Annotated in this window: 20 protein-coding genes; 12 read left to right on the top strand and 8 right to left on the bottom strand. The window is 68.9% G+C overall.

What is annotated here, in order from left to right:
* The first annotated feature begins 37 nt into the window (after positions 1-37).
* Together ACWPXE_RS04180 and ACWPXE_RS04175 are read left to right on the top strand one after the other, a co-directional pair.
* A complete protein-coding gene (locus ACWPXE_RS04180; protein WP_454016806.1) occupies positions 38-463 on the top strand; it encodes a flagellar biosynthesis repressor FlbT in 426 nt (141 codons plus the stop codon).
* Positions 460-6,429, top strand: coding sequence for a tetratricopeptide repeat protein (locus tag ACWPXE_RS04175; protein WP_454016805.1), 5,970 nt, complete (start codon positions 460-462; stop codon positions 6,427-6,429). Before ACWPXE_RS04180 ends, ACWPXE_RS04175 begins: the two co-directional genes overlap by 4 nt.
* Before the next feature lie 67 nt (positions 6,430-6,496).
* On the opposite strand, the gene ACWPXE_RS04170 is transcribed toward ACWPXE_RS04175, so the two are convergent.
* Both ACWPXE_RS04170 and ACWPXE_RS04165 read right to left on the bottom strand, forming a co-directional pair.
* The gene (locus tag ACWPXE_RS04170) at positions 6,497-6,679 is read right to left on the bottom strand and encodes a YdcH family protein (protein ID WP_040134215.1); all 183 of its coding nucleotides are present in this window, start codon (positions 6,677-6,679) and stop codon (positions 6,497-6,499) included.
* Between the two features lie 225 nt (positions 6,680-6,904).
* Positions 6,905-10,489, bottom strand: a complete 3,585-nt coding sequence (locus tag ACWPXE_RS04165; protein ID WP_454016804.1) for a tetratricopeptide repeat protein — start codon at positions 10,487-10,489, stop codon at positions 6,905-6,907.
* A gap of 152 nt (positions 10,490-10,641) precedes the next feature.
* On the opposite strand from ACWPXE_RS04165, the gene ACWPXE_RS04160 reads away from it, so the two are divergent.
* Positions 10,642-11,931 carry a methyltransferase gene (locus ACWPXE_RS04160; RefSeq protein WP_454016803.1) on the top strand — a complete coding sequence of 430 codons (1,290 nt, stop codon included), beginning with the start codon at positions 10,642-10,644 and terminating at the stop codon, positions 11,929-11,931.
* Between the two features lie 18 nt (positions 11,932-11,949).
* Here ACWPXE_RS04160 and ACWPXE_RS04155 read toward each other — a convergent pair whose 3' ends face one another.
* The 3 genes from ACWPXE_RS04155 to ACWPXE_RS04145 form a co-directional block, all read right to left on the bottom strand.
* Entirely contained in the window at positions 11,950-13,332 is a 1,383-nt protein-coding gene (locus ACWPXE_RS04155) for a hypothetical protein (RefSeq protein WP_454016802.1), read from the bottom strand.
* Positions 13,333-13,355: 23 nt separating this feature from the next.
* Positions 13,356-13,940 (bottom strand): BON domain-containing protein, encoded by a 585-nt coding sequence (locus ACWPXE_RS04150; protein WP_094306948.1) that lies wholly within the window; start codon positions 13,938-13,940, stop codon positions 13,356-13,358.
* Positions 13,941-14,105: 165 nt separating this feature from the next.
* Positions 14,106-14,903, bottom strand: coding sequence for an N-acetylmuramoyl-L-alanine amidase family protein (locus ACWPXE_RS04145; RefSeq protein WP_454016801.1), 798 nt, complete (start codon positions 14,901-14,903; stop codon positions 14,106-14,108).
* Between the two features lie 307 nt (positions 14,904-15,210).
* On the opposite strand from ACWPXE_RS04145, the gene ACWPXE_RS04140 reads away from it, so the two are divergent.
* From ACWPXE_RS04140 to ACWPXE_RS04125, 4 genes are all read left to right on the top strand, one after another.
* Positions 15,211-15,363, top strand: coding sequence for a hypothetical protein (locus tag ACWPXE_RS04140; RefSeq protein ID WP_237906280.1), 153 nt, complete (start codon positions 15,211-15,213; stop codon positions 15,361-15,363).
* Between the two features lie 427 nt (positions 15,364-15,790).
* Positions 15,791-16,534 carry a MotA/TolQ/ExbB proton channel family protein gene (locus ACWPXE_RS04135; protein WP_454016800.1) on the top strand — a complete coding sequence of 248 codons (744 nt, stop codon included), beginning with the start codon at positions 15,791-15,793 and terminating at the stop codon, positions 16,532-16,534.
* Entirely contained in the window at positions 16,521-17,132 is a 612-nt protein-coding gene (locus ACWPXE_RS04130) for a hypothetical protein (protein WP_454016799.1), read from the top strand. Before ACWPXE_RS04135 ends, ACWPXE_RS04130 begins: the two co-directional genes overlap by 14 nt.
* Positions 17,129-17,650 (top strand): hypothetical protein, encoded by a 522-nt coding sequence (locus ACWPXE_RS04125; protein ID WP_454016798.1) that lies wholly within the window; start codon positions 17,129-17,131, stop codon positions 17,648-17,650. Before ACWPXE_RS04130 ends, ACWPXE_RS04125 begins: the two co-directional genes overlap by 4 nt.
* Positions 17,651-17,693: 43 nt before the next feature.
* Here the strand turns inward: ACWPXE_RS04125 and ACWPXE_RS04120 are convergent, their stop codons facing one another.
* A complete protein-coding gene (locus tag ACWPXE_RS04120) occupies positions 17,694-18,080 on the bottom strand; it encodes a hypothetical protein (RefSeq protein ID WP_014198654.1) in 387 nt (128 codons plus the stop codon).
* A 169-nt stretch (positions 18,081-18,249) separates the two neighbouring features.
* On the opposite strand from ACWPXE_RS04120, the gene purU reads away from it, so the two are divergent.
* The gene (purU, locus tag ACWPXE_RS04115; protein ID WP_237906276.1) at positions 18,250-19,116 is read left to right on the top strand and encodes a formyltetrahydrofolate deformylase; all 867 of its coding nucleotides are present in this window, start codon (positions 18,250-18,252) and stop codon (positions 19,114-19,116) included.
* A 32-nt stretch (positions 19,117-19,148) separates the two neighbouring features.
* On the opposite strand, the gene ACWPXE_RS04110 is transcribed toward purU, so the two are convergent.
* Entirely contained in the window at positions 19,149-19,943 is a 795-nt protein-coding gene (locus ACWPXE_RS04110) for a response regulator (RefSeq protein WP_237906275.1), read from the bottom strand.
* 578 nt (positions 19,944-20,521) lie between these two features.
* Here ACWPXE_RS04110 and ACWPXE_RS04105 point away from each other — a divergent pair.
* The 4 genes from ACWPXE_RS04105 (at position 20,522) to ACWPXE_RS04090 (ending at position 23,854) form a co-directional block, all read left to right on the top strand.
* On the top strand, positions 20,522-21,085 hold the full coding sequence (locus ACWPXE_RS04105; RefSeq protein ID WP_454016797.1) for a hypothetical protein: 564 nt from the start codon (positions 20,522-20,524) through the stop codon (positions 21,083-21,085).
* Between the two features lie 176 nt (positions 21,086-21,261).
* Entirely contained in the window at positions 21,262-21,795 is a 534-nt protein-coding gene (locus ACWPXE_RS04100) for a MarR family winged helix-turn-helix transcriptional regulator (RefSeq protein WP_237906273.1), read from the top strand.
* A gap of 56 nt (positions 21,796-21,851) precedes the next feature.
* Complete coding sequence (locus ACWPXE_RS04095; RefSeq protein WP_454016796.1) at positions 21,852-23,429, top strand: AMP-binding protein; 1,578 nt, start codon at positions 21,852-21,854, stop codon at positions 23,427-23,429.
* Positions 23,426-23,854, top strand: coding sequence for a GtrA family protein (locus tag ACWPXE_RS04090; RefSeq protein WP_454016795.1), 429 nt, complete (start codon positions 23,426-23,428; stop codon positions 23,852-23,854). Before ACWPXE_RS04095 ends, ACWPXE_RS04090 begins: the two co-directional genes overlap by 4 nt.
* On the opposite strand, the gene ACWPXE_RS04085 is transcribed toward ACWPXE_RS04090, so the two are convergent.
* Positions 23,818-24,603, bottom strand: a complete 786-nt coding sequence (locus ACWPXE_RS04085) for a class I SAM-dependent methyltransferase (RefSeq protein WP_454016794.1) — start codon at positions 24,601-24,603, stop codon at positions 23,818-23,820. The genes ACWPXE_RS04090 and ACWPXE_RS04085 overlap by 37 nt on opposite strands.
* Positions 24,604-24,631: the final 28 nt, after the last annotated feature.

Here is a 24,631-nt window from a genome sequence, read left to right as displayed (position 1 = left end):
TTCCGCGCGCCGCCGAGACAAGGACCGGGTCCGTTTCATGCCTCTGAAGTTCGTTCTCCGCCCCAATGAAAAGGTCATCATCAACGGTGCGGTCATCGGGGCCGGCGATCGTCCCGGCTCTTTCTTCCTCTACAACACCGCCAATTTCCTTCGTGGGCGAGAGGTGTTGAAGGAAGAGCAGATCGATTGCATCGAGAAGAAGCTCTATTTCGTCATTCAGCTCATCTATATCTTCCCGGAAGATGCGGTGCTCAATCTGCAACGCTTCGCCTCCATTCTGGCGGAGACGCGCGAAGCCCGGCCGGATTGCCGGGACGACCTCGATGAGATCGAACGGTTGGTCGAGGCGCGCAACCATTACCGCGCCCTGAAAATCTGCCGGAAGATGTTCAAGGGCGGGTCCGAGGCGTCACCCAACGCCGAAGGTGCGGCGGACAGCCCGGCGGTCGATCCGGCACCGTGATCGAAGCGGACCTGCAGGGTTGGGACGGCCGATCGGCGGACGACGTTCTGACCGACGCCATTGCACAGCATCGCGCGGGGAATCTGGACGAGGCACGGGCACTCTACGGCCGCATCCTGTCCGCCGACCCATCCCACACCGATGCCCGCCACTTGTCCGGCATCGCCGCCTATCAGGCCGGTCAGGCTGTGCAAGCCTCGGTGTGCTTCCGTGCGACCCTGGCCATCGATCCGTCCTTCGCCGCCGCCTACAACAGCCTGGGCAACGTCCTGGCCGACCGGAGCCGTCCGGACGATGCGGTCCGCGCCTATCGTCGCGCCATCGCGCTTCAGGGCGGCTATGCGGAGGCGTTCGGCAATCTCGGTCTGCTTCTGCAGGCGCAGGAACGGATCGACGACGCCATCGCCGCTTACGAGGCGGCGCTGCGCGCCGATCCCGGGCGCACCGCGACCCGCTTCGATCTGGCGGTGCTCCTTCGCCGCCGCGGTCGCCTGAACGAGGCCGCCTTGGCTTTCTACCGGGTGGTCCAGGCACAGCCGGACCATGCCGAGGCTTGGCGCAGCCTTGCGCTCGTGCTGCGCGTCCTGAACCATTCGGACGCGGAACTGTGCCTGCGCCGTGCCCTGTCCGATGATCCGACGGACCGCGAGGTGGCGCGGGATCTGGGGACACTTCTGAACGAGCGCGGAGACTTCGCCGAGGCGGCGGCGGTTCTGGCTCCGGCGGTGGATGCCGACACGGGCCGGGACGCGCGGCTGCTCTTCCATCTGGGCAGTGCGCTTCAGGGGGATGGACGGCTGGCGGAAGCGGTCGCCCGCTACCGAGAGGCGCTGCTCCAGGACCCGTTGCTGGCGGGGGCGTGGAACAATCTCGGCGTGGCGTTGCTCGATCTGGGGGACCACGCCGCCGCGGTGACGGTGCTGCGGACGTGCATCGCTTTGCGTCCCACCGATGCGGTGGCCTTCAACAACCTGGGCACCGGCCTTGACGGCGTGGAGCGGCCAGGGGAGGCCGCCGGTGTCTTCCGGCGGGCGCTGGTCATTCAGCCGGACTATGGCAAGGCGCTGAACAATCTCGGCAACTCCCACCGGGTCGCGCGCCGGGCGGAGGCGGCCGAGGCGCTGTACCGGCGGGCGCTGATCGTTCAGCCGGACTATCCCGACAGCTACACCAACCTCGGCAACGTCCTCAAGGACTGGGACGACTGGCAGGGCGCGCTGCGCCTGCACCGGCGTTCGGTGCGCCTGGCCCCGCGGAGCGCCATCGCATGGACCACAATGGGTCTTGCCCTGAACGTGCTGGGACGGAACGGAGAGGCGGAGGCCGCGCATCGGCGCGCCCTGTCCATCGACCCAGGGCATGCGGAAGCCTATGCCAACCTCGGCATGCTGCAATGGCAGTCGACGCGCGTTGCGGAGGCGGAGCGAACCCTACGCCGTGCCCTGCGCATCGACCCGACCCTTGCGGCGGCGCGGCTGAACTTCGCCCTGGTCAGCCTCGCGAGCGGCAATCTGTCGGAGGGCTGGGAGGCCTATCAGGACCGGTTCAAGGCCAAGGGGCATCCGGAGCGCACCATCGCGGCGCCGCTCTGGCGGGATGACGCGGCGACCGTCCGCCGCCTTCTGATCTGGCGCGAGCAGGGGGTGGGGGACGAGTTGATGTTCGCCTCCTGCTATCCCGTCCTGGCGGATCGGGTGGCGGCGGGCCGGATCGGTCAGGTTGTCCTGGAATGCGACCCTCGGCTGGTCAGCCTGTTCAGCCGCTCCTTTCCCTGGGCCACCGTCCGGGGGGAAGCCGCGGCTCCGGATGGAACGGAGACTTTGGTCTCTCCGGATGGCGACGCCCACATCGCCGCGGGCGCTCTCCCGCGTCTTCTGCGTCCGGACCTGGCGAGCTTCCCGCCCCGTCCTTGGCTGGTCCCCGACCCGGAACGCCTCGCCGTCTGGCGGGAGCGGTTGGCCACCCTGGGGCCGGGGTTGAAGATCGGCGTCGCCTGGCGCAGCCAGTTGATGACCACCGAACGAAAGGCCGCCTACATCACTCTGGAAGCGTTCGAGCCCCTGTTCGCGGTTCCCGGAGTGGTGCTCGTCAATCTTCAATATGGCGACTGCGAGGCGGAGGTCGCGGCGGCGGAGGCGCGTTTCGGCGTGACCGTCCACCGCTGGAACGACCTGAATCTCAAGGACGACTTCGAAGCGGCGGCGGCCCTGACCGCTTCGCTCGATCTGGTCATCGCGCCCGCCGTGTCCACCGGTGAACTGGCGGGGGCCCTGGGCGTACCGGCCTGGCGCATCGGCGCCCGCGACTGGACGCAGCTCGGCACCGGCGTCCGCCCCTGGTACCCGACGATGCGCCTGTTCCAGCCGCGTCCCGGCGAGACGCTGGACGCTGTCATGGCGCGGATCGCCGACACCCTGCGCGGTCTGGCGCGGCCGGTCGAGGGCGTGATAAGCCGCCCGCCCGCGGCGCCCGTGGATGTCGCTCCACTGGTCGCCAAGGCCGTCGCCGGCTACCGCGCCGGGGCGCTGAAGGAAGCGGAAGACCAGTGCCGGGCGGCGCTGGACTCCGTTCCGGACCATCCCGTGGCCCTCCATCTCCTGGGAATTCTGCGGCTTCGCCAAGGCGATGCCGGGGAGGCGGCGGTGGTGCTGGCTCATGCGGTGAAGGCCGATCCCGACAACGCCGCCGCCCATGCCGCGCTGGCCGATGCCTGCAAGGCGGCCGGCCGGCACGACTCCGCTCTGGCGGCGCAACGCAACGCCGTCCTGCTCCGTCCGGACGCGGCGGAGCATTGGCTCAACCGAACCGCCCTCCTGCGGGAGCGCGGCGCGGGTGACGAAGCGGAGGCCTGCGCGCGGCGCGCCCTGCGGATCCGCCCGTCGCTCGGTGTGGCGCACACCCATTTGGGGCATTTGCTCGCCGAGCGCGAGGACCGGGCCGCGGCGGAGTGGAGCCATCGGCGGGCGCTTGCCCTGACGCCGTCGGAGGTGGACGCGCTGGTGGGTCTCGGCGCGCTCCGCCTGAGGGCCGATCAGCCCGCCGAGGCGGAGCGGCTGCTGCGTCGCGCCACCGTGACCGCACCGGACGCCGCCATCGCCTGGAGCCACCGGGGCAGCGCGCTCGACCGGCTGGGGCGCGTCGAGAAGGCGTTCGCCTGCCACAGCCGGGCGGTCGACCGCGCGCCGGAGATGGCGGAGGCCCAGGCGAATCTCGCCATGCACTGGGCGCGGCGGCAGCGCCCGGCCGAGGCCATCGCCGCCTACCGCCAAGCCATCCGGATCAATCCGGCGCTGCCGACCGCTCATTACAACCTGTCGCTCCTGCTTCTGGAGCAGGGAGAGCTTCGCCCCGGATGGGCGGAGCATGACTGGCGCTTCGACACTCCCCAGTTCCGCGACCAGAAGCGACGCTTCGCCGCGCGGCCCTGGCGCGGCGAGAACATCGCCTCCGCCCGCCTGCTGGTCTGGCGGGAGCAGGGGGTGGGCGACGAGATTCTCTTCGCCTCCTGCTATCCCGATCTGCTGCGCCGCGCCGGGCATCTGGTGGTCGAATGCGACCACCGTCTGGTGTCGCTCTTCGCGCGCTCCCTCCCCGGAGCGACGGTCCGTCCGCCGACCGTGGAGCCGCGCGACGTGGACGTGCAGGTTGCCGCCGCGTCGCTGCCGCGGTTGCTGCGGTCCGACTGGAAGCGGTTTCCGGCCCAGCCCTGGCTGGTGCCTGAGCCCGGACGCCTGGACCGCTGGCGGGATCGGCTGGCCGCTCTGGGGCCGGGACTGAAGGTCGGTATCGCGTGGCGCAGCCAGATCATGGACGGGGAGCGGCGGGCCGCCTACGTCACGCTCGACGCCTTGGCGCCGCTGTTCGCCCTGCCGGGCGTGGTCTTCGTCAATCTGCAGTACGGGGATTGCGCGGCGGAGATCGCGGCGGCGGAGGCGCGCTTCGGCGTGACCATCCACCGCTGGGACGATCTGAATCTCAAGGACGATTTCGAGGGTGCCGCGGCCCTGACCGCCAATCTGGATCTCGTCCTCACGCCCGCCGTCTCCTCCGGCGAGCTGGCCGGCGCCCTGGGTGTGCCGGTGTGGCGGTTCGGGCACCGCGACTGGACGCAGCTCGGCACCGGCGTCCGTCCCTGGTTCCCGTCGATGCGACTCTTCCAGCCGCGCCCCGGCGAAGGGCTGGACGCCGTGATGGGCCGGATGGCGATCACGCTGCGCCGGCTCATGCCGGCGGACGACGAACCGCCACCCGGGGATGTCGCGATTGACCCGGACCTCCTGCTGGAAGCCGCCGCCGCCCATCATCGGGACGGGCGGCTGGCCGAGGCGGCTCCGCTGTACGAGCGTGTGCTGACGGCGCGCGCGGACCACCCGGTCGCGCTCCACCTGTCGGGATTGCTGGCGCACCAGTCCGGCGACTCCGCTGCGGGGGCGGGGCGCATCGCCCGTGCCCTGGACGCGCTGCCGGCCTACGGGGCCGCCCAGTCGAGCCTGGGGACCGTGCTGATGGCGCTTGGCCGTGCGCCGGAGGCGGTGCGCCGGTTCCGGCTGGCGCTCGCCCTGCAACCGGGCGCCGCGGCGGCACTGACCAACCTCGGCAACGCGCTGGAGGCGGTGCATGATTTGCGCGCCGCGGCGCAGGCCCACCGGCGGGCGACCTTGGCCGACCCCGCGCTGGCGGAGGCGCACGACAACTGGGGTGCGGTGCTGACCCGGCTTGGCGCCTTGGAGGCGGCCGAGGAGTGCCATCGCCATGCCCTGCGCCTAGCCCCGGAACGCGAGGACGGCTGGCTGAACCTTGGGGTGGCGCTCCGCCGGGCGGGACGGCCGGACGAGGCCCGGCGGACCCTGGTCCGCGCGCTCGCCCTGGCGCCGGCGCAAGGAGATGCGTTGGCCAATCTGGGGCGGCTGTTGCGCGACCGGGGCGAGACCGCAGCGGCGGAGCGCTGGTGCCGCCGCGCCCTGAGGGTGGAACCGGGGCACCCGGCGGCAGCCTTCAATCTCGGCCTGTTGGATCTTGCCCGCGGCAGACTGGAAGCGGGCTGGGCCGGCTATGACGCGCGCTTCCGTGCCCGTGAACTGTCCGGTGCCGCCCGTGCCGTCGCCGTCCCGGCCTGGGAGGGGGAGGACCCCGCCGGCCTGCGCCTTCTGGTCTGGGCGGAGCAGGGGATCGGTGACGAGATCCTGTTCGCCGGCTGCCTGGACGACTTGATCGCGCGGGCCGCCGCCGTGGTGGTGGAGTGTGACCGGCGGCTGGTGCCGCTGTTCGCGCGGTCCTTTCCCCGCGCGGAGTGGCGACCGGCCCCCGCGGATCCCGAGGCGCCCTGCGCCGGAATCGACCGCCATGTCGCCATGGGATCGTTGCCGCGCTGGCTGCGGCCCCGCTTCGACCGCTTTCCATCACGTCCGTCCTTCCTGACCGCCGACCCCGAGCGGGCCGCCCAATGGCGGGAGCGGGTGGACGCGCTCGGCCCCGGCCTGAAGGTGGGAATCGCGTGGCGCAGCGGGCTGATGACGGCGGAGCGCCGCGGAGCCTATGCCCCGCTGGACGCGTGGGGGCCGGTGTTCGCGCTGCCGGGGGCGGTCTTCGTCACTCTGCAATACGGCGACTGCGCCGCCGAGATCGCCGAGGCGGAGCACCGGTTCGGGGTGACCATCCACCGCTGGGGCGATCTCGACCTGAAGGACGACCTGGACGGCGTGGCGGCTTTGATGACGGCGCTCGACTTGGTCATCACGCCGGCAAGTTCGGTGGGGGAACTGGCGGGAGGGCTGGGCGTACCGGTCTGGCGGTTCGGGCCGCAGGGGGATTGGACAGCGCTCGGCACCGGGGCGCGGCCCTGGTTCCCGACCATGGCGCTGATCACCGCACCGCCGGGACAGCCGGCGTCCGGCGCATTGCCAATGATCGCACGCCGTTTGGCAGGGCTTCGCACTGCGCCCAGGCGCGACAGCGCGGACATTTGATAAAGAAAGCCGGGAGCGAACCGTCCGCCGCTCCCGACTTTTCGAATCGGATCGATCCGGAAGGGTGTTAATTCACCCTGTGACTGGTTCTGGCCAAGCGATCAATTTCTTCCTTGAGGTGGAGCTTCTCGAGCTTCATCCGCTTGATGGCACTATCGTCAGGCCACGAACGCTTCTCCTCGTCGAGGATGGCGCGGTCGAGACGCAGGTGCTTTTCCTGCAAGGAAGATAGGCGAGCATCAGTGTGCATGGGCTGCTCTCCGTCAGATCGAACCGGCTCCTGCCAAGTCCGGCAGGCCGGAAACCATAGTGTTCACCCATCCGTGCCGCCAAACAACCCCAAACTTTTGTCCTAGTACTCCAAAGACGGGGAGTGACCGCCCCTTACGATGGGGAGTAGGACAATCCGCCGCATAGGACTGCCTCTTGCCATTCGTTGCGGGATTATACCGAAAGATTGAGTTTTCTTGCCAGGTCATAACCTATTAGGGATAAGGCTCGGCGCCATCCGGGTCAGCATCCGGGCAATTCGGCGGATCATATCGGCGGAGGTCTCGCCAGGGAGCGGGGCGATCAGCCTTTGGGTGGGAAACCAGGGCCGCGCGCCGCTGCCCATCCAGGTCCAGTCCCGGCCACCCAGCCGCCAGACCGGTACCCCCAGGGCACCCGCCAGTTCTCCGGCGGCGGTGGCGGGCAGGATGACGAGGTCGAGCGCCGCCATCAGGGCCGCCACCCCCTCCAGGTCGTTCTTGAGGTCCAGGTCGTCCCAGCGATGGACACGCCGCGCACCGTCGGGCTCGATGGAGGCCAGTTCGGCGGCGCAGTCGCCGTACTGCAGGTTGACGACGCGGACACCCGGCACCTCCAGCAGCGGCAGCCAGTCGGTGATGCGGGTGTAGGCACCTTCGCGATGCGCCGTGATGATTTGGCTGCGCCAACTGATGCCCACCTTCAGGCCGGGGCCGAGCGCCTCCACCCGCTCCCGCCAGAGGGCAGCCCGCTCCGGATCGGGGGACAGGAAGGACGGGCGGGCCGGAAAGCGTTCCAGCCGGTCCCGCCGGATGGCGGGCAGGGAACCGGCGGCGATCTGAAGGTCGCAGTCCGGCGGGTCGAACCGCTCCCGCCCATCGGTGGTGAGGGACTCCGCCCGCACGACCGCCCAGGGGAAGGCGCGGGCGTAGAGGGACACCAGACGCGCATCGCATTCCAGGACCACGGTTCCGCCACTGTCTTTCAGGTCGCCGAAGACGGAGGCGAAGAGGATCTCGTCGCCCAGCCCCTGTTCCGGCCAGACCAGCAGGCGGCGCCCATGCAGAGACTCCCCATTCCAGACGGGCAGCGCGATGCGGCGCGCCCGTTGAAGCTGGCGGGCGGAGAAACGCCGCCCGTAGCCGGCCCAGCCGGTGACGAGGTCGCCGTCCGCCAGGGCCAGCAGCCCGACGTTCCAGGCGGCCAGTGCCAGCCCGGGGGCCACCCGCAGGGCACGGTCGAGGAAATGCCGGCAGAGGGCTGGCCGGTCCGCCATCTTGGCGAGGGTGCCCAGGTTGTTCAGGGTGTCGGCGGAGTCCGGCCGCAGGGTCAGCGCGCGCCGGTAATGGGCTGCTGCGTCGTCGAAGCGTCCTTCCACCTCGCAGGCGAAGCCCAGGTTGGTGTGGGCCGCCGGATTGGCCGGTGCGAGATGGATGGACCGGCGGTGCCAGCGCTTGGCCTCGGCCAGCCGCTCCGGCCCGTTCATGCTCAACCCCATATGGGTCATCGCCTCGGGGAAGTCCGGGCGCAGCGCGATCGCCCGGCGGAAACAGGCGAGGGCTTGGTCCGGGAGGTCCAGCGACTGCCGGACGAGGCCCAGATGGTTCCAGGCCGTGGGGAAATCCGGATCGGTCCGGAGCGCCGCCGCGATGTTGCGCTCCGCCTCCGCGTGCCGGCCGGCCTGATGCTGGGTCAGGCCGAGAAGATGGAGGGCGTCGCCGTGCTGTGGCGCCAGATCGAGGACCGCGCGATAGGCCGCCATGGCGTCGTCCAGCCGCCCCGCCCGGTGCAGGGCGATGGCGTGGTTCAGCAAGGCTTCCGGATCGGCGACGGGCGGCGGCGGCGAGCGGAGAATGTCTGCGCGGTCGGGAACAGGGGCCGGAGCGGGCCGCATCGCGGCAAGGACGCGCGCCATGCCTGCCAGCACCTCGTCGAAGGTTTCGCCCGGACGTGGCTGGAACAGGCGCATCGTCGGGAACCAGGGGCGGACGCCGGTGCCAAGCTGCGTCCAGTCGCGGTGCCCGAAGCGCCACACCGGCACGCCCAAGGCGCCGGCCAGCTCGCCCGCCGCCATCGCCGGGGTGATGACGAGATCGAGATTGGCGGTCAGGGCCGCCGCCGCTTCGAAATCGTCCTTCAGGTCCAGATCATCCCAACGGTGGATGGTCACGTCGAAGCGCGCCTCCGCCGCCGCGATCTCCGCCGCGCAGTCGTCATACTGCAGATTGACGAACACCACGCCCGGCAGGGCGAACAGCGGCGCCCACTGGTCCAGCGTGGTGTAGGCGCCCTTGTGCTCGGGCGTCGCCAGCTGGCTGCGCCATCCGATTCCGATCTTCAGACCCGGCCCCAGGGCATCCAGCCGGCCCCGCCACAGGGCGGTGCAGGCCGGATCGGGCTTCAGCCAGGGTGTGAACTGGTCGAAGGAGGCGAGCGTTCCCCGCAACAGGCCGGGCAGGCTGGCCGCCGGAATCTGAAGGTCGACATCGGGGGGAACCATGGTTTCCCGCCCTTTGGCGTCCAGCGTCTCCGCCCGCACCGTCGCGCGTGGGAAGGACCGGGCGAACAGGCCGACCAGCCGCGGATCGGTCTCGATGGTCACCGGCCCGCCGCCCCAGGCGATCACATCGCCATAGCAGGAGGCGAACAGGATCTCGTCCCCGATCCCCTGTTCCCGCCAGATCAGCAGTCGGCGCCGGCGCAGCCCTTCGCCGCGCCACCGCGGCGCGTCGATCCGCCGGTCGGGCAGAACCCGGCCGGCGGCGAAGCGCCGTTCGTAGCCTTCCCAGCCGCGCTCCAGCCGTCCGTGCAGAAGGGCGATGACGGCGAGGTTGTCACTGGCGCTGGCAAGGTTCGGATCGTGGGCCAGCGCCTCCTCGTAGCAGGCTTCCGCCTTGGTGAACTGCCCCTGCGCCCGAAGCGCGTTGCCGAGGTTGTGGATGGCTTCGACTGCGTGGGGGTTCCGGCTGAGCACCTTGCGGAAGCACCGCTCGGCCTGGGCGGGGCGCCCCAGCTTCAGAAGAACGCTGCCCAGATCGTTCAGCGTCACCGGGTTGCCGGGCGCGCGCTTCAGCGCCTCGCAGTAGGCGATCTCCGCGCCCTCGTAGGCGCCCTTGCGTTGCAGGGCTGTGCCGAGATTGTGGTGGGCCTTCGGGTCGTCGGGCCGCAGCCGCAGCGCGGCGCGGGCTTGGGCCAGCGCCTCGTCCAGCCGCCCGGCGGCGCTCAAGGCGTCGCTGAGGTTGGTATGGGCCTCGACCATCGCAGGGGCCAGCACCGCCGCGCGGGCGAAGGCCCGCAGGGCGTCGGCAAGGCGGTTTTGGGCGCGCAGCGCGTTGCCGAGGTTGTACCAGGCCTTGGCGTAGCCCGGCTCAAGCTCCACCGCCGCGGTGAAGGCCAGCGCCGCCAATCCCGGCAGCGCTTGCGCCTGGAAGGCGTTGCCCAGATTGTGGCGCGGCTGCGCCGACAGGGGATTCAGCGCGGCGGCCGTGCGATGCGCCTCCGCCGCGTCGGCGTGGCGGTTCAGCGCGGCGAGCGCGCTTCCCAGATTGTCGTGGTAGTCGGCGACGCCGCCGGTTTGCCGGATCGCCTCCTCGATCAGCCCGACGGCGGGGCCGGGATGCCCGGCCTGGAGCGCCAGCACGCCCAGCAGGTGCAGCGCGTCGGGGTGGCGCGGGTTGGTGGCCAGGACGGCGCGGTAGTCGCGCTCCGCGTCGGCCAGCCGTCCCGCCCGATGGTGGGCGACGGCGCGGCCGAGCCGGGCGGCGACGTCTTCGGGCGTCGTCGGCGAAGCCTGGTCTGGGGGCTGGTTCATGAGGTTCGCCTTTTCCGTCTGCCCGATCCGGCCCCGGGTTGCGGGGCCTTCCGCCGGTCTGTTGCCGCCGGTCTGTTGCCGGAAGGGAGTGCCATGTTCACCGGTTCCCGGTAAAGATGCTGTTAGTCCATGCCCCACCTAGGAGCCGTTCCGTGTCCGAGCCGAGCGATCCACCCCGTTCCCCATCGCCGCGTCCGGGCCTGCTCGCCCGTGGCGTGGGGAGGCTGGGTGGTTTGGCCGCTCAGGCGATGCGCCTCTATGCGGAGGCCAACGCCCTGGCCTCGGACGGGCTGGCCGCGGAGGCGGAAGCGGCCTACCGCCGCACGTTGGCGCTGAACCCGCGCTTCGCGGAGGCGCACAACAACCTGGGCAATGTCCTGCGCGCCCTGGACCGCGCGGAGGAGGCAGTGGCCGCCTACCGCGAGGCGTTGGCCTGCGGTCTCGACCATCCGCTGGTCCATTACAATCTGGCCTCCGCCCTGAAGGCGGCGGGCGACGCGGCGCCGGCGGAGCGGCATTTCCGCCGGGCGCTGGTCGAGGAGCCGGCCTATGCCGAGGCGTTCAACAACCTCGCAAACCTGTTGCGCGACGGCGACCGGCTGACCGAGTCCGCCACCGCCTACCGCCGCGCCCTGGCCTTGCGCCCCGCGTGGGACGAGGCGCACGACAACCTGTCCGGCGCCCTCTACCTGCTTCACGAGGAGGGGCGCCACGAGGAGGCGGCGCGGTTCGCCCGGCTGTGGCTGCGCGACCATCCCGACCATCCGGTAGCCCGCCACATCGGCGCCGCCGTCGCCGGGCTGGATGCCGGCGAACGGGCGTCCGACGCCTATGTCCGGCAGGTGTTCGACCTGTTCGCCGGGGAGTTCGACGACAAGCTTCTGGGTGAACTGGGCTACCGTGCGCCGATGTTGCTCGCGGAGGCGTTGACCGACGTGGGAACTGTGCAGGACTCAAGCCTGGACGTGCTGGACGCCGGCTGCGGCACCGGCCTGTGCGGCCCTTTCCTGCGCGGCCCCGCCCGGCGGCTGGTCGGGGTGGACCTCTCGCCCGGCATGCTGGAGCGCGCCGCCGCCCGCGGCCTGTACGACGCATTGGAAGAGGCGGAACTGGGCGCCTTCCTGTCGGAGCGCCCGGCGGCTTTCGACCTGATCGTGGCCGCCGACGTGCTGTGCTACTTCGGCGCGTTGAAAGGGGTGCTTGCACAGGCCGCCGCGGCGCTGCGGCCGGCGGGGCGGCTGGCCTTCACGGTGGAGCGGCTGGAGGAGGGCGGGGCGCCATGGCGGGTCAGCCCGCACGGCCGCTACGCCCATACGGAGGGCCATGTGCGGGACGGGCTGTGCGCGGCGGGGCTGACCATCCTGCGCCTTGCTCCGGACACCCTGCGCCATGAGAGCGGCGCGCCGGTGGCCGGGCTGGTGGTGCTGGCGGCGCGGCCCTGACGAGGCCGCTAGCCAGGCTCAGTCGAGCATCGGCAGGCCGGTCTCGATCCGCACCAGGGCGGCGAGCAGCGGGGCGCCGATGTCGCGGCGGACGAAGTTGCTCGCCCGGTCCGCGGCGTTGAGCGAGCCCTGGAAGCTCTTGCGCCAGCGGTCGTCGCCGTACATCACCTTCTCCGCCTTGGCCTTCTGGGCGAGCAGGCCGGGCCGGCGGCCGGCGGAATCGTCCACCAGACGGGTCAGCCGCTTCATCAGCTCGTTGGCGCTGGTCGGGTCGCCGCGCTTCAGCGCCGCCTCGATCAGCTCGGCCAGAGCCTCGCCGCGGATGTCGAGGTCCTGCACCTGCTCGGCGTAGGACAGCGCCACCGAGGCGTCGGAACGGCGGGCGATGCGGCCCAGCACCGCCGGGATCGTCCAGGGATTCTCGTCCTGCACGGTGCGCAGCAGGCCCAGCGCCAGATTGGTGTCGCCCAGCTCCGACGCGGCGACCGCCAGCTCCGGCGGGCAGCAGTCGGTCTTTGTCTCGCGGAACTTGGAGAACTGCGTCTCCACCGTGTTCAGGAACAGGGTGCGAGCCGCGCCCTCCTTGCCGGCGCGCAGCAGAGTCTGGGCGACCAGACCCAGCTCCCAGCTGCAGTTGCGGGCGGTGGCGTAGGCCTTGGCCTCCTCGGCGAGCTGCCCGGCCAGCGCCATGTCGCCGCGCCACGCCGCCGCCTTGGCGATGTCGGCGAGGTTGTAGATGCGGGTCGAGCATTCCGGGATCTGCCGGGTGATGTCGAGCGCGAGCTGGTTCTGCCCCATCAGGGCGAGCGCGCGGGCGACGAACAGGTCCTGGCCGGCCCCGTCGGACGCAGCACCACGGCGCACCGCACTGACGAAGGGCGCGATGATCTCCTTGGCCCGCGCGGTGTCGCCGATGGTGTTGTAGGCAACGGCCAGCGACAGCCAGTCCCAACGGGCGGCGGTGATCGGCGTCTCCACCGGGGGCAGCATTTCCGCCACCCGGTGCAGGAAGCACAGCGAGGTCATCGGCTCGTTGCAGACCAGCGAGCGGATGCGCGAACGGAACTCGAAGAAGTCGAAGTCGCCGACGAACTGGTTGGTGACGAGCTGGACGGCCAGCGCGCTGTCCGGATACTTGACGACGATTTCGTTCAGCAGCCGATCCGCCTCCTTCAGGAAGCGGCTCTCCTCGGCAATGTCGTAGGTGTTGTCCGCCTGCCGGATCATCTGCATCGCCTGGACGAACAGGCGGTTGGCTGGCGCTTGGTCGGGCAGCGGCTGCTGCGCCGCCGCCGGGGTGCCGGTTCCCCCCACCGCCACGGTGAACGCCGCCAGCGCCATGAACAGGCTCATGGCAGCGGAGGCGGCAAGACGGCGGGCGGGGGCGGGCAGGATGGCCATGGCGGTGCGGAGACCCTGGTGCGCTAGAGGACGCGGGCGTAGTTGACGACACGCTGGACGTTCGGCAGCGTGCGGGCGTGCTCGATCACGCGGTCGAGCTCGCCCTGGTGGGTGGCCAGACCCATGAGATAGACGACGCCGTTGACGGTATCGATGCTGAAATTCTGGCTATGAATTTGCGAATCGAAGGTAAGCTTCGTGCGCAGCTGCGTCGTGATCCAAGTGTCGCGGGCGCTGTCCATGATGCCCGAGTCGGTGTCCACCTGGATCTCGTTGATGACCTCCTTGACGCCCTCCACCTGCCAGCACAGGCGTACGGCGTCGAGGCGCATCTGGGCGTCGGCGGCGCGACCGGTCAGCAGCACGCGGCCTTGATCGACCGTCAGGCCGATGCGGCTGTGCATCTCCAGCGAGTGCTGGAACCACAGATGGTTGATGCGGGCCTTGATCTCGGTGTCCGAGGCGAAGCCGGACAGGCCCCGGTGTTCACTGGCCGCGACGACGGCGGTGCCCCCGGCGGCGCCCAGCACGACGGGTGCGCAGCCAGACGCAAGACCCGCGACAGCGGCCATCCCGACCAGCGCCCAAAGGCGGCCAAACCCCGACACGCTCTGCCTCCGATCCCCGGCCCGCCGAAAGAACGGGCGGGCGGAAAAAGTCATGCCGCAGGTGCGTTGGCAATGGGGAATCTTGGGGGTGTCAGGCTTCATCGTGGTTTTGTCCCAGGGTGATGCACGAATGTTTCACTCGCGGCGAGCGCGAAGGAATCCGGGCTAGGCGAAGGGGGCGCGCGTCACCAGCCCGGCGATTTCGCGCGCGAGAATGCGGGCGATCTTCTGCCGCGCCTTGGGGTCGCGCAGGATCGCCTCGTCCTTCGGATTCGACAGGAAGCCGGTCTCCAGCAGGACGGACGGAACGTCCGGCGCTTTGAGCACCGCGAAGTTGGCGGAGCGCATCGGGTTGTCGAGCAGCAGCATGTCCTTCCCCGCCCCCTTCACGATGGCATGCCGGGCCACCAGCGCCGCGTGTTTGGTGTGGCGCGCCGTCAGGTCGAGCAGGATCTCCTTCACGGCCTTTTTGGCGTCCTTCACGTCGACGCCGCCCAAGCGGTCCACGGCGTTCTCTTTGTGCGCCAGCGCCGCGGCGAAGGAGTCGGAGCTTTTTTCGGACAGGGTGTAGGCGGATAGGCCGCGCGCCTCACGGTTGGGTGCGCTGTCGGCGTGGATGGAGACGAACAGGTCGGCCCGCGCTGCGCGGGCGGCGTCCACCCGCTCGCCCAGCGCCAGGAAGCGGTCACCGTCGCGGGTCAGCGTCACCCCCAGCTTGTGCTGCCGTGATAGCAGGCGCCCGACCTCCTGCGCGATGTGCAAAGTGATCTCTTTTTCTTGGGTGCCACGGGCGCCGATGGCCCCCGGGTCGATGCCGCCATGGCCGGGGTCGAGCACCACCATGCGCGGGCGCGCCGCCGGGCGGGGCTTGGTCTGGGCACCCGCGGCATGCGGGAACAGCAAGGCGCCGGCCCCAGCGAGGGGGACGGTCAGCGCCAGCTGAAGAAGACGTCTGCGTTCCATTCGCCCCTGATTCCGCAAGGAGTTGGGGCCGCCGAAACCAAAAGTCCTGAGCGCGATCGGAAAGGCGGCGTCCGGCCCGAACAGGCCTGAGGTTGAGCCCAAGGTGTGAGCGTTAACCAATGGGGACGCGCAAAAGGGTTGTCAAGGCCGGGCGGGTTAGCTCCGCCAATTGTCGCGGCCAAGCCATCATGGAGGGCGTCGGCACCCTATGAAGATTCGACTCTTTCCAAGAATTCCTTGATGATGATGGCCGAAAGCGCTAAAATTTTAGAAATAAGCTCGGGAGGTGGCGATGTTGAGGAAAGCCTTGTTCAACATCATCCGGCAGGAGCAGCGCGAGGTCGAAGACGAACTCGAAAAGGAAGAGCGCCGCATGGCTCCCGACGTCGGTCGGGTGGTTGCGTTGCAGCGCGAAGTTACCGACCTGAGGCGCGAACTGGAACATTACCGCGACGTCTGATCGCACGAATACGAACGAATCCGTCCGCAAACCCCTTTCCTGCAGTGGCAGGAAAGGGGTTTTTTGTATTCGCACGTACTTCTCTGGGTCTATCGCGACGCAGAGTTTAATGTTGCAGCGCAACATAATTTTGCTTATTTCGTGAGCAGCGCAAAGATCGACTTTGAGATTTTGAACATAATTTAATCACGGCGCCGGTGAAATCGTGGAATCCGTTGATCCAAAGCAATGGACAACGTGGGGACGGAAGGCAGACTTCCGGAGTAGCCTGTTTGTCACAGGGGCGATTCATCCCATCCGGCCAAGCACATGAACGGACCGGAGCGGCGGGCGGCGGGATTGGGCGAGACCGACGATGAACCGCTGGCACGCCGGTTGCGGAGTGCCAGTCCGAACGCTCCCTGCTCCCTTGATGGAGGGCTGCCCGATGTCGGACGCTGTTTCGGACGCCATGGCCGAAGACGCCCAGAACGTCCCCGTTCATTCCCTCGTGCCCACCGTGCGCCGCCGCCGTGGCGGCCAACTGACCGCCGGCCTGTCGCTGGTGTCGCAACGCTACCTGCTGCTTCTGCGCTTCGCGGTCGTCAACGCCGCGGGCTTCACGCTTCTCGCCGCCGCCTTGGCGGAGGGGCTGATCGACCCCATCATCGCCACCGACAGCACGCATCTCTGCCTGCTGATCTTCCTGGTCTTCCTGGCCGGGCTGGGCCTGTCGGCACAGCGCATCCTGCGCACCAGCCGCGAACTGAACCGCGCCAAGGAATTCGACCCCTCCGTCCCGTCGCGCGCCGCGCGCTATCTGGCGGAGGTCCGCGGTCGGGATTCCGGGGCGCGGTCGATCGTCGCATCCTCCCTGAAGTTCAAGTTGTCGGCGCGCATCGGCACGGTGCGGCAGATTTCCTCGACACTGGTGATCCTCGGTCTGATCGGCACGGTCATCGGCTTCATCATGGCCCTGTCGGGCGTCGACCCGGAAAAGGCCGGCGACGTCGCCGCCATTGGCCCGATGGTGTCGAAGCTGATCGAGGGCATGGCGGTCGCGCTTTACACCACGCTGGTCGGCGGCGTCCTGAACATCTGGCTGAACATCAACATCGGCCTGCTGTCCGGCGCAACGGTGAACCTGATCACCGAGATCGTCGCCGTGGGGGAACGCCATGCAGGCCCTTGACCAGTTCGAGGACGACGCCGCCGGCACCGTCTTCCGCGACGTCATCACGTTGGCGCTCTGCGGTTTCGTGGCGGTGGTCATCCTGCTGCTTCCCCACATCCGGCCGGAGGCCAAGCAGGCCGACACGGCGGGCGTCGCGGCGCCCGGCAACGTGATGGTCGAGGCCCGCTGGCCCGACGAACTGGACGCCGACGTCGACCTGTGGGTGGAGGCGCCGGGCGACGTGCCGGTCGGCTACTCCAACAAGTCCGGCGTGATCTTCAACCTGCTGCGCGACGACCTCGGCCGCAACGCCGACCCGACGAAGCTGAACTACGAGGCCAGCTACAGCCGCGGCATCCCGCCCGGCGAGTACGCGGTGAACCTGCATCTCTACCGGAACAAGGCGACGGTCTTCCCGGTGCCGGTCACCGTGGTGGTCAGCGCCAAGCGGCCGGACGGCGACAACGCGCGCCAGCTTCTCGCCACCACCATCCAGCTGGACCGGGAGGGTCAGGAACTGACCGTCTTCCGCTTCAGGCTGACCGAGTCCGGCGAGCTGGTCGGCGACAGCGTGCACAGCCTCTACAAGCCCCTGCGCAGCGGGAGGAAATCATGACCCAACTGCTCGACTTCCAGGCCGCTGCGGTCGCGTTGGCCGCCACGCTCGCCACCATCGCCATCTGGGCGCCGCGCCGGCTGTGGGTGAAGGTGTCGGCGGTCGCCGTCTCCATCGGCTTCATGCCCGTCGCCTATGCCGGCATGGCCGATCTGCTGAGCAAGCCGAAGCCGGTCCGCATGGAATGGGCGCAGAGCGCCGCCGCCCAGGCCACCATTCTGGGAGCCCAGATCAAGGAGGGGCAGGGGATCTACCTGTGGCTCCAGCTGGAGGGCGGGGCCGAGCCGCGCTACTACAAGCTGGGCTGGGACCAGAAGCTCGCCGAACAGCTCCAGCAGGCGATGCGCGAGGCGGAGAGGAACCGATCCGGCATGGCCATGACACGGCCCTTCGAAAACACGCTGGATCCCGACAAGCCGAAATTCTACGCCCTGCCGCAGCCCCAGCTTCCCGAGAAGAACGGCGAGGAGGGCGGGCCGGGGCCGATGGTCTACCGCCACCCCGGCATGGACGCCTGACGCGCTGGACGCGACCGGATCGTGACGCTGGGGACGGGGCTTCTCATCCCAGCTTCACGTACCCCCGCTCGATCACCCGTTCCGCCGCTTCGAAGACCGCCTGCATCTCCTCGTAGGCGCGGCGGACGCGGGCCAGCTCCTCGATGGCGGCGGCGTCGGGGTGACGGTGGTCCGCCACCTTCAGCCCGGCGCGCAGATAGTCGGCCCGCAGCTCCGCCACCCGGACGGCCATCCGCAGGAAGGACGTCTGGTTGAGGTTGGGAAGCTCGCGTCCCATCACTTCGCAATTCGCCTCCAGCACCGCCGCTTCCATATTCTCCAGGAAGTGCATGATCCGGTGCCGCGACGTGTTTTCCGCCGCTTCCGGCGTCAGCAGCTTGTCAACCTTGCCCTTGGCGTACTCGCCGATGATCTTCCCGCCCATGCCCATGGCTCGCCTCCCGGTTCGGCCCAATGCCGGAACGACGCATTGTCGCATGGGAATCCTTACCAAATGCTGCCGGAAAGGCGTTCCGGTATTCCCACATTGCACGATGCATCCCGCGGACGATCGTGCTACGGAATCCGCCCTCGATTCCAGGTCGCAACGGTAGGCGCGCATGTCCGGCACCGCTTCTGAATACATCCTCACCGTCTCGTGCCCCGATGCCGTGGGCATCGTCTACGCCGTGTCGGGCTTCCTGGCCGAGCGGTCGTGCAACATCATCGACAGCGCGCAGTTCGGCGACCGCGGGACCAATCTGTTCTTCCTGCGCATTCATTTCTCGGCCGCCGCCGCGGGGCCGTCGCAGGCGGAGCTTCAGGCGGACTTCGCCGAGCAGGTGGCCGAACGCTTCGGCATGACCTGGAAGCTGCATGACGCCGGGCGCCGCCAGCGGGTGCTGATCATGGTCTCGAAGTTCGGGCATTGCCTGAACGACCTGCTGTACCGCTACCGCACCGGCTATCTGCCGATCGAGATCCCGGCCATCGTGTCCAATCACCGCGACTTCTACCAGCTCGCGGCGTGGCACAACATTCCCTTCCATCACCTTCCGGTGACCAACGACAGCAAAGCCCAGCAGGAGGCCCGTCTGCTGGAGATCGCGGAGCAGGAAAAGATCGATCTGGTCGTGCTCGCCCGCTACATGCAGGTGCTGTCCCCGGCCCTGTGCGAGCGGATGGCCGGGCGGGTCATCAACATCCACCATTCCTTCCTGCCCAGCTTCAAGGGCGCCAAGCCGTACCATCAGGCGCACGCCCGCGGCGTGAAGCTGATCGGCGCCACCGCCCACTACGTCACCTCAAACCTCGACGAGGGGCCGATCATCGAGCAGGAGGCGGAGCGCGTCGACCACACGATGACGCCCGACGACTTGGTGGCCATCGGGCGTGACATCGAGAACATCGTGCTGGCTCGGGCGGTCCGCTACCACGTCGAGCACCGCGTCCTGTTGAACGGCGGACGCACCGTCGTCTTCAAGTAAGACGGCTGGCCTTCTCCGACTCTCCGGGAACCTCAGTGCTTCATGGCGAGCGAGGCTTCCTCGGGGTGGGGGGTGAAGACGGCGCGGGTGATCGCCTGCTCGATCTGCTCGCGGGTGAAGGGCTTGGGGATCACCGGGCCCAGATGCTCCAGCCCCTGCTTGGCCAGTTCGTTGGGAAAGGCGGTGACGAAGATCACCGGCAGGAAGCGCTTGCGGCGAAGCTCCCGCGCCACCTCGATTCCGTTGTCTCCTTCGGCCAGACGGATGTCCATCAGCGCCAGCGTCGGCGCATGGCGGGAAGCCAGCGTCAGCGCCTCGTCCATGGTGGCGGCGTTGCCGCAGACGGTGTGGCCCATGCCGCGCACGGTCTCCGCCAGATCGAAGGCGATGATGGCGTCGTCCTCGACGATCAGGATCGTCGCCGTCAGCTTCGAGCGCACCCGCTCTCGGGCGAAGTTGAGCCGCTCCACCGCGTCTTCCGGGGCAATGCCCAGCACGGTGGCGGCGTCGGCGACCGGCAGATCCTCCAGGTTGACCAGCAGGTAGAGCCGACGATCCATCTCGTCCAGGCTGTGCAGCGCCGCCTCGACCGGATGGGCGCCGGGTGCACCAGCCCGGGCGCCGGAGCTGTCCTGCAACTGGTTCAGGTAGCGGTAGAGCGAACCGCGCGACGGGTCCACCACTGCCGACCCGCCCGGCCCGTCCAGGTACCATTCAAGCGTGCGCGTCACCAGGGCATCCCCCTGCGTCGATGTGCCGGTCAAGGCCCGCGCATAGCGTCGCAGATAAGGCAGATGTTCCATCAGGTGGCGGGTGTTTTGATCCATGACTTTTTCCCCGTACCTCCAGCCAGTGCGGACCGCCGAGGGGCGCTGGCTTGCCTGCCGCGTTTCCCGGACTTTGCCGAATGTTCCCGTCCGATCGCTTACAAAGTTAAGTTCATATGGCGCAGTTCGCGCCGTATCGGGAGTGACGACGAAAGGGTTATTCGGGATAGCTTGATCGGATTAAGTCCCGTCGCCGGACGGGCGGCGTCATACCTCGTTCGCTCGGGCGCAGGGGCTTTTCGGGCGGCCCGCCCCCGTTCCGTTCGCTGCACATGCGAGGGAAGCGGAACAATTGGCGATGACCGGTTGTTGGAACTGCCAATGGTGTGATTCCTCCCTGAACCGCCAGTCACTGCCGCCGCAGCGCCTGTCCCAGCGGGGACGCGCCGGCGGCGTTTTTTTGCACGGCATCGAAAAAAAGCGCGCTGGTGGGCTTGCGCCGGGATGAGTGCGATATTACTGACTGTCCCCGGCGTCGCGCACCGGTGGTGGAACGGCTTGGAAACCGTCCGGCACCGCCCGCCAGACCCGAGCCTGTCGAACCGCGTATGCCAGGGCCGCGCATGCCAGAGTCGCGTATGACCGAACCAGATTTCGACCCGGCAGGCTCTGATCGGCCCGATTCCGATCCGCCGGTGACCGATGGCATGGCGCCGGACGAACTGGCGGATTTCCATGTCTGGCGGCAGCGCGTGGTCGGCACCAACATTTCCGACAAGACCCTGCTGGCGACCGATTATCTCAATCACTTCAACGAAATCGTGATGCTGATCGAGATGATTCCGGACATGCCGGACATGCTGGAGGAATGCCTGATCTGGCAGCCCAAGAGCTACCAGGAGCATTTCCGCGACAGCGGCTTCTCGGACAAGGATCTGGCCATCGAGGCGTACGGCCACGTCCCGGCCAAGTTCAAGCGGCCGTTCGAGGACACCATCGCCCAGGCGCATCAGGTGGTCCGCCACACGCTGGAGCGCGTGTCCATCGACATCCAGGATGGGGCGACCGACAAGCTGCGGCTGGACTGCCAGACCTCCGTCGCGATGATCCACCGAATCATCCAGATCGCCAATGGCATCATCCACGGCACCGCCCACGTCATGGAGCAGGGCGAAATCGACCTGTATCTGAGCGCCGACTGAGCGGTCGAGCGCTTGAGGGTGAACGCGCCCGATCTCTGCGCAGATGATTATTGCTTGTGCACCAAGCATTCCTTCCTTGCATGGCTCAAAGGCCGAGCGTCCAACTACAGTAAGCCTTCGAACGAAGAGGAGGCGGCGCTGCGGCGAATGCCTCCCACCGGGAGTGGAGACAGACCGTGAAGGGACCCGCCATCGCAGCGGCCGAGGCATCGGCCGGGGCGCAGGGGGACGTGTCGGTCGATGTGGAGGCTGCGGCTGACCTTGCCGCCTCCCCGGAGATGCGCCTCTGGTTGCGTCTTTCGGCGTGCGCCGTTCTCATCGGCGCCCGATTGCGCAGCCGTTTGCGCGACGAGTTCAGCACCACCCAGCCGCGTTTCGATCTGTTGTGCCTGCTCGAACGTCAGCCGGAAGGGCTGACCATGGGCGAGTTGTCGAAGCGCATGATGGTCACCAACGGCAACGTCACCGGCATTGTAGAACGCCTGGCCACGGATGGGCTGGTCACGCGGGCCGCGGCGTCGAACGACCGGCGCATGCAGTTCGTCCGGATCACCCCCGAGGGCAGCGCCCTGGCGCAGGCCATCGCGGCGGCGCAACGCCGCTGGCTGGCCGAGCTGACGGCGGGAATGCCCCACGGCGACATGGTGCAGTTGATGGGGTTGTTGGGAAAGCTCAAGAACACGGTGCGTGGCGGAGGCGTCAGAGGATGATTCGGTCCGGTCATATCGACAGTTTCACGCGTGACCGGCTGCCACCGCCGGAGCAGATGCCCGACTTTTCCTACGACCGGCCCGAACTCACCTATCCCGAGCGTCTGAACGCCGCCGCGGCCCTGCTGGACGTCTGGCGGGAGCGCGGCTGGGACGAGCGCCCCTGCGTCATCGGAAACGGCGACGTGTGGAGCTATGGCCGCTTCCGCGACACGGTGGACCGCATCGCGCGCCTGCTGGCCGAGCGGTTCGGGATCGTTCCCGGCAACCGGGTTCTGGTGCGCGGGACCAACACCCCGATGCTGGCCGCCTGCTGGCTGGCGGTGCTGAAAGCCGGCGCGGTGGTGGTGCCGACCATGCCGCTGCTGCGCGCGACGGAGCTGGAAAGCATCATCGAGCGTGCCGCCGTCTCGCTGGCGTTGTGCGACGCGCGCTTCGCCAAGGATCTCAACGGGGCGGCGGAATCGATGGGCGGGGGAATGCCTGTCGTGACCTTCAACGGCGGCGACCTCGAAGGATGGCTGGAAGAGACCGAAGCCGGCTTCGCTGTGGTGGACACCGCCGCCGACGATGTGGCGCTGATCGCCTTCACCTCGGGCACCACCGGCAAGCCCAAGGCGACCGCGCATTTCCACCGCGACCTTCTGGCGGTGGCCGACCTGTCGCCGCAATCGCTGCTGAAGACCGGTGGCGACGACGTGTTCTGCGGCACGCCGTCGCTCGCCTTCGCCTATGGGCAGGGGGGAATGCTGCTGTTCCCGCTGCGGGTGGGGGCGTCGGTGGTGCTGCTGGACCGGGCCACGCCGGAACGGCTGCTGGAGGTGACCGCGAAGCACAAGGCGACGGTGATGTTCACCGTGCCCACCGTCTACCGCGCCATGACCGCGCGGATCGAGGAGGACCCGGCTCTGGCCGAGGGGCTGCGCACGCTGCGCGCCTGCGTCTCGGCGGGGGAGCCGCTGCCCGCCACCACGCTGGAGGGCTGGCAGGCGGTGACGGGGATGGAGATTCTCGACAGCTTCGGCACCACGGAGATGCTGAACGCCGTCCTGCATTCGCCCCCCGGTGCCGTGCGGCCCGGCGCCACCGGCATGGTTGTTCCGGGCTACGAGGCCCGCGTGGTCGACGACAGCCTGACCCCGTTGCCCCCCGGCCAGATCGGGCGGCTGGCCGTGCGCGGCCCGACAGGCTGCATCTACCTGGACGACCCGCGCCAGGAGAACTACGTGCAGGGCGGCTGGAACCTGACCGGTGACGCCTTCCGCATGGATGAGGACGGCTATTTCTGGTATCACGCGCGGACCGACGACCTGATCGTCTCCGCCGGCTATAAGATTTCCGGCCTGGAGGTGGAGGACGTTCTGCTCGGCCACGACGCGGTGGAGGAATGCGCGGTCATCGCGGCGCCCGATCCGCTGCGCGGCTCCATCCCCAAGGCCTTCATCGTCACCCGCGACGGCGTGCGGCCCAGCGACGATCTTGCGGAGCGGCTGCAATGCTACGTCAAGGACCGGATCGCCCCGTACAAGTACCCCCGCGCGGTGGAGTTTCTGGAGCAGTTGCCGCGGACGGAAACGGGCAAGATCCAGCGCTACAAGCTGCGGCAGAGGGAATGGGTCGAGAACGAGGATTGACCGGGGGAAGATTCACCAGGGACCGGGCGGCGCACGCGCCGCTGGTGCAGTTCCTGCTCTTCGCGGTGGTCGGCTGTGCCGCGGCGGTTGGCCACTACGGCGTTCTGATCGCCCTGTCGGAACTGGCGGCGGCTCCGCCGGTCCTGGCCTCGGCGGCGGGATTCCTCGTCGGCGGCGTCATCAGCTACCTGCTGAATTATGGCCATGTCTTTCGCAGCGAGCAGGAGCACCTGCCCACCGCCACGAAGTTCGTAGCCGTCGCGGCGGTGGGGCTGTGCGTGAACAGCGCCATCATGTGGGCCTTGGCGCAGCGGCTGGGCCTGCACTACCTGCTGGCCCAGCTCACCGCCACGGCGCTGGTGATGCTGTGGAGCTTCGGCGCGAACCGCTACTGGACCTTCAAGGCCGGATCGCCTGCCGCCTGAGCGCCTGTCGGCTCACCGTGAGAGCGAGCGACGAAGGAATGGCGGTGCGGCGTCGGGCCGATATTCTTCGCCAGACGATCGCCTTTCAGTCCGGCGGCGGACAGCCGGGCCTGCAACTCCGCCGGCGTATAGGTTGAAAAGCCGGCCTCGCGCCGGATGCGGCGGTAGTCGGACAGGGCCATGCGCCCCAGCCCCATCAGCGCCGCCATCAGGAAGCCGTGCCGGCGCGCCATGCTGAGCTGGCTGGCGATGTCGCGCAGCATCGGCGTGTCGGGCTCCACCACGTCGGCGATCAGGATGCGCCCACGGGTGCCGATCAGGTGGCGCCAGCGGTGAAGAACGCCCTCCAACTCCTCCCGCGGGATGTATTGCAGCACGGAGACGGCCAGCACCAGATCGACGCTGCCCGTCGGAAGGGTGGCGAGATCGTCGTCGTCGAGGACCCGGATACCCGGATGGCCGGACAGCCGCTCGCGCAGGCGTTGCCGCACCGCGGGGGCGGCGTCGTACAGCCAGACGTTCCGGCAGCGCTTGGCCATGGCCTCCGCCGCCAGCGCGTCGCCGCAGCCGAAATCCAGGACGGTCCCCCCCTCCGGAAGATGGGCGTCGAGGTCGTTCTGCAGGCAGGCGAAATGCGCTTCGAGGTTGCGCTGATTCGCGTAAATGGCGTTGGGGCGGTTCCAGAAATCGACCCAGCCGCTGGAGCCCTGGCCGCCCGGTGGTCCGGACGACGTCCCATTGTCGTGCATATCCCGCATCCCCTTTTGTGGGCCGCTT

Source organism: Azospirillum sp. Marseille-Q6669, from assembly GCF_965111635.1.
Note: the sequence above shows the minus strand (reverse complement) of the source record. Positions and strands in the feature narration are given on the sequence as shown.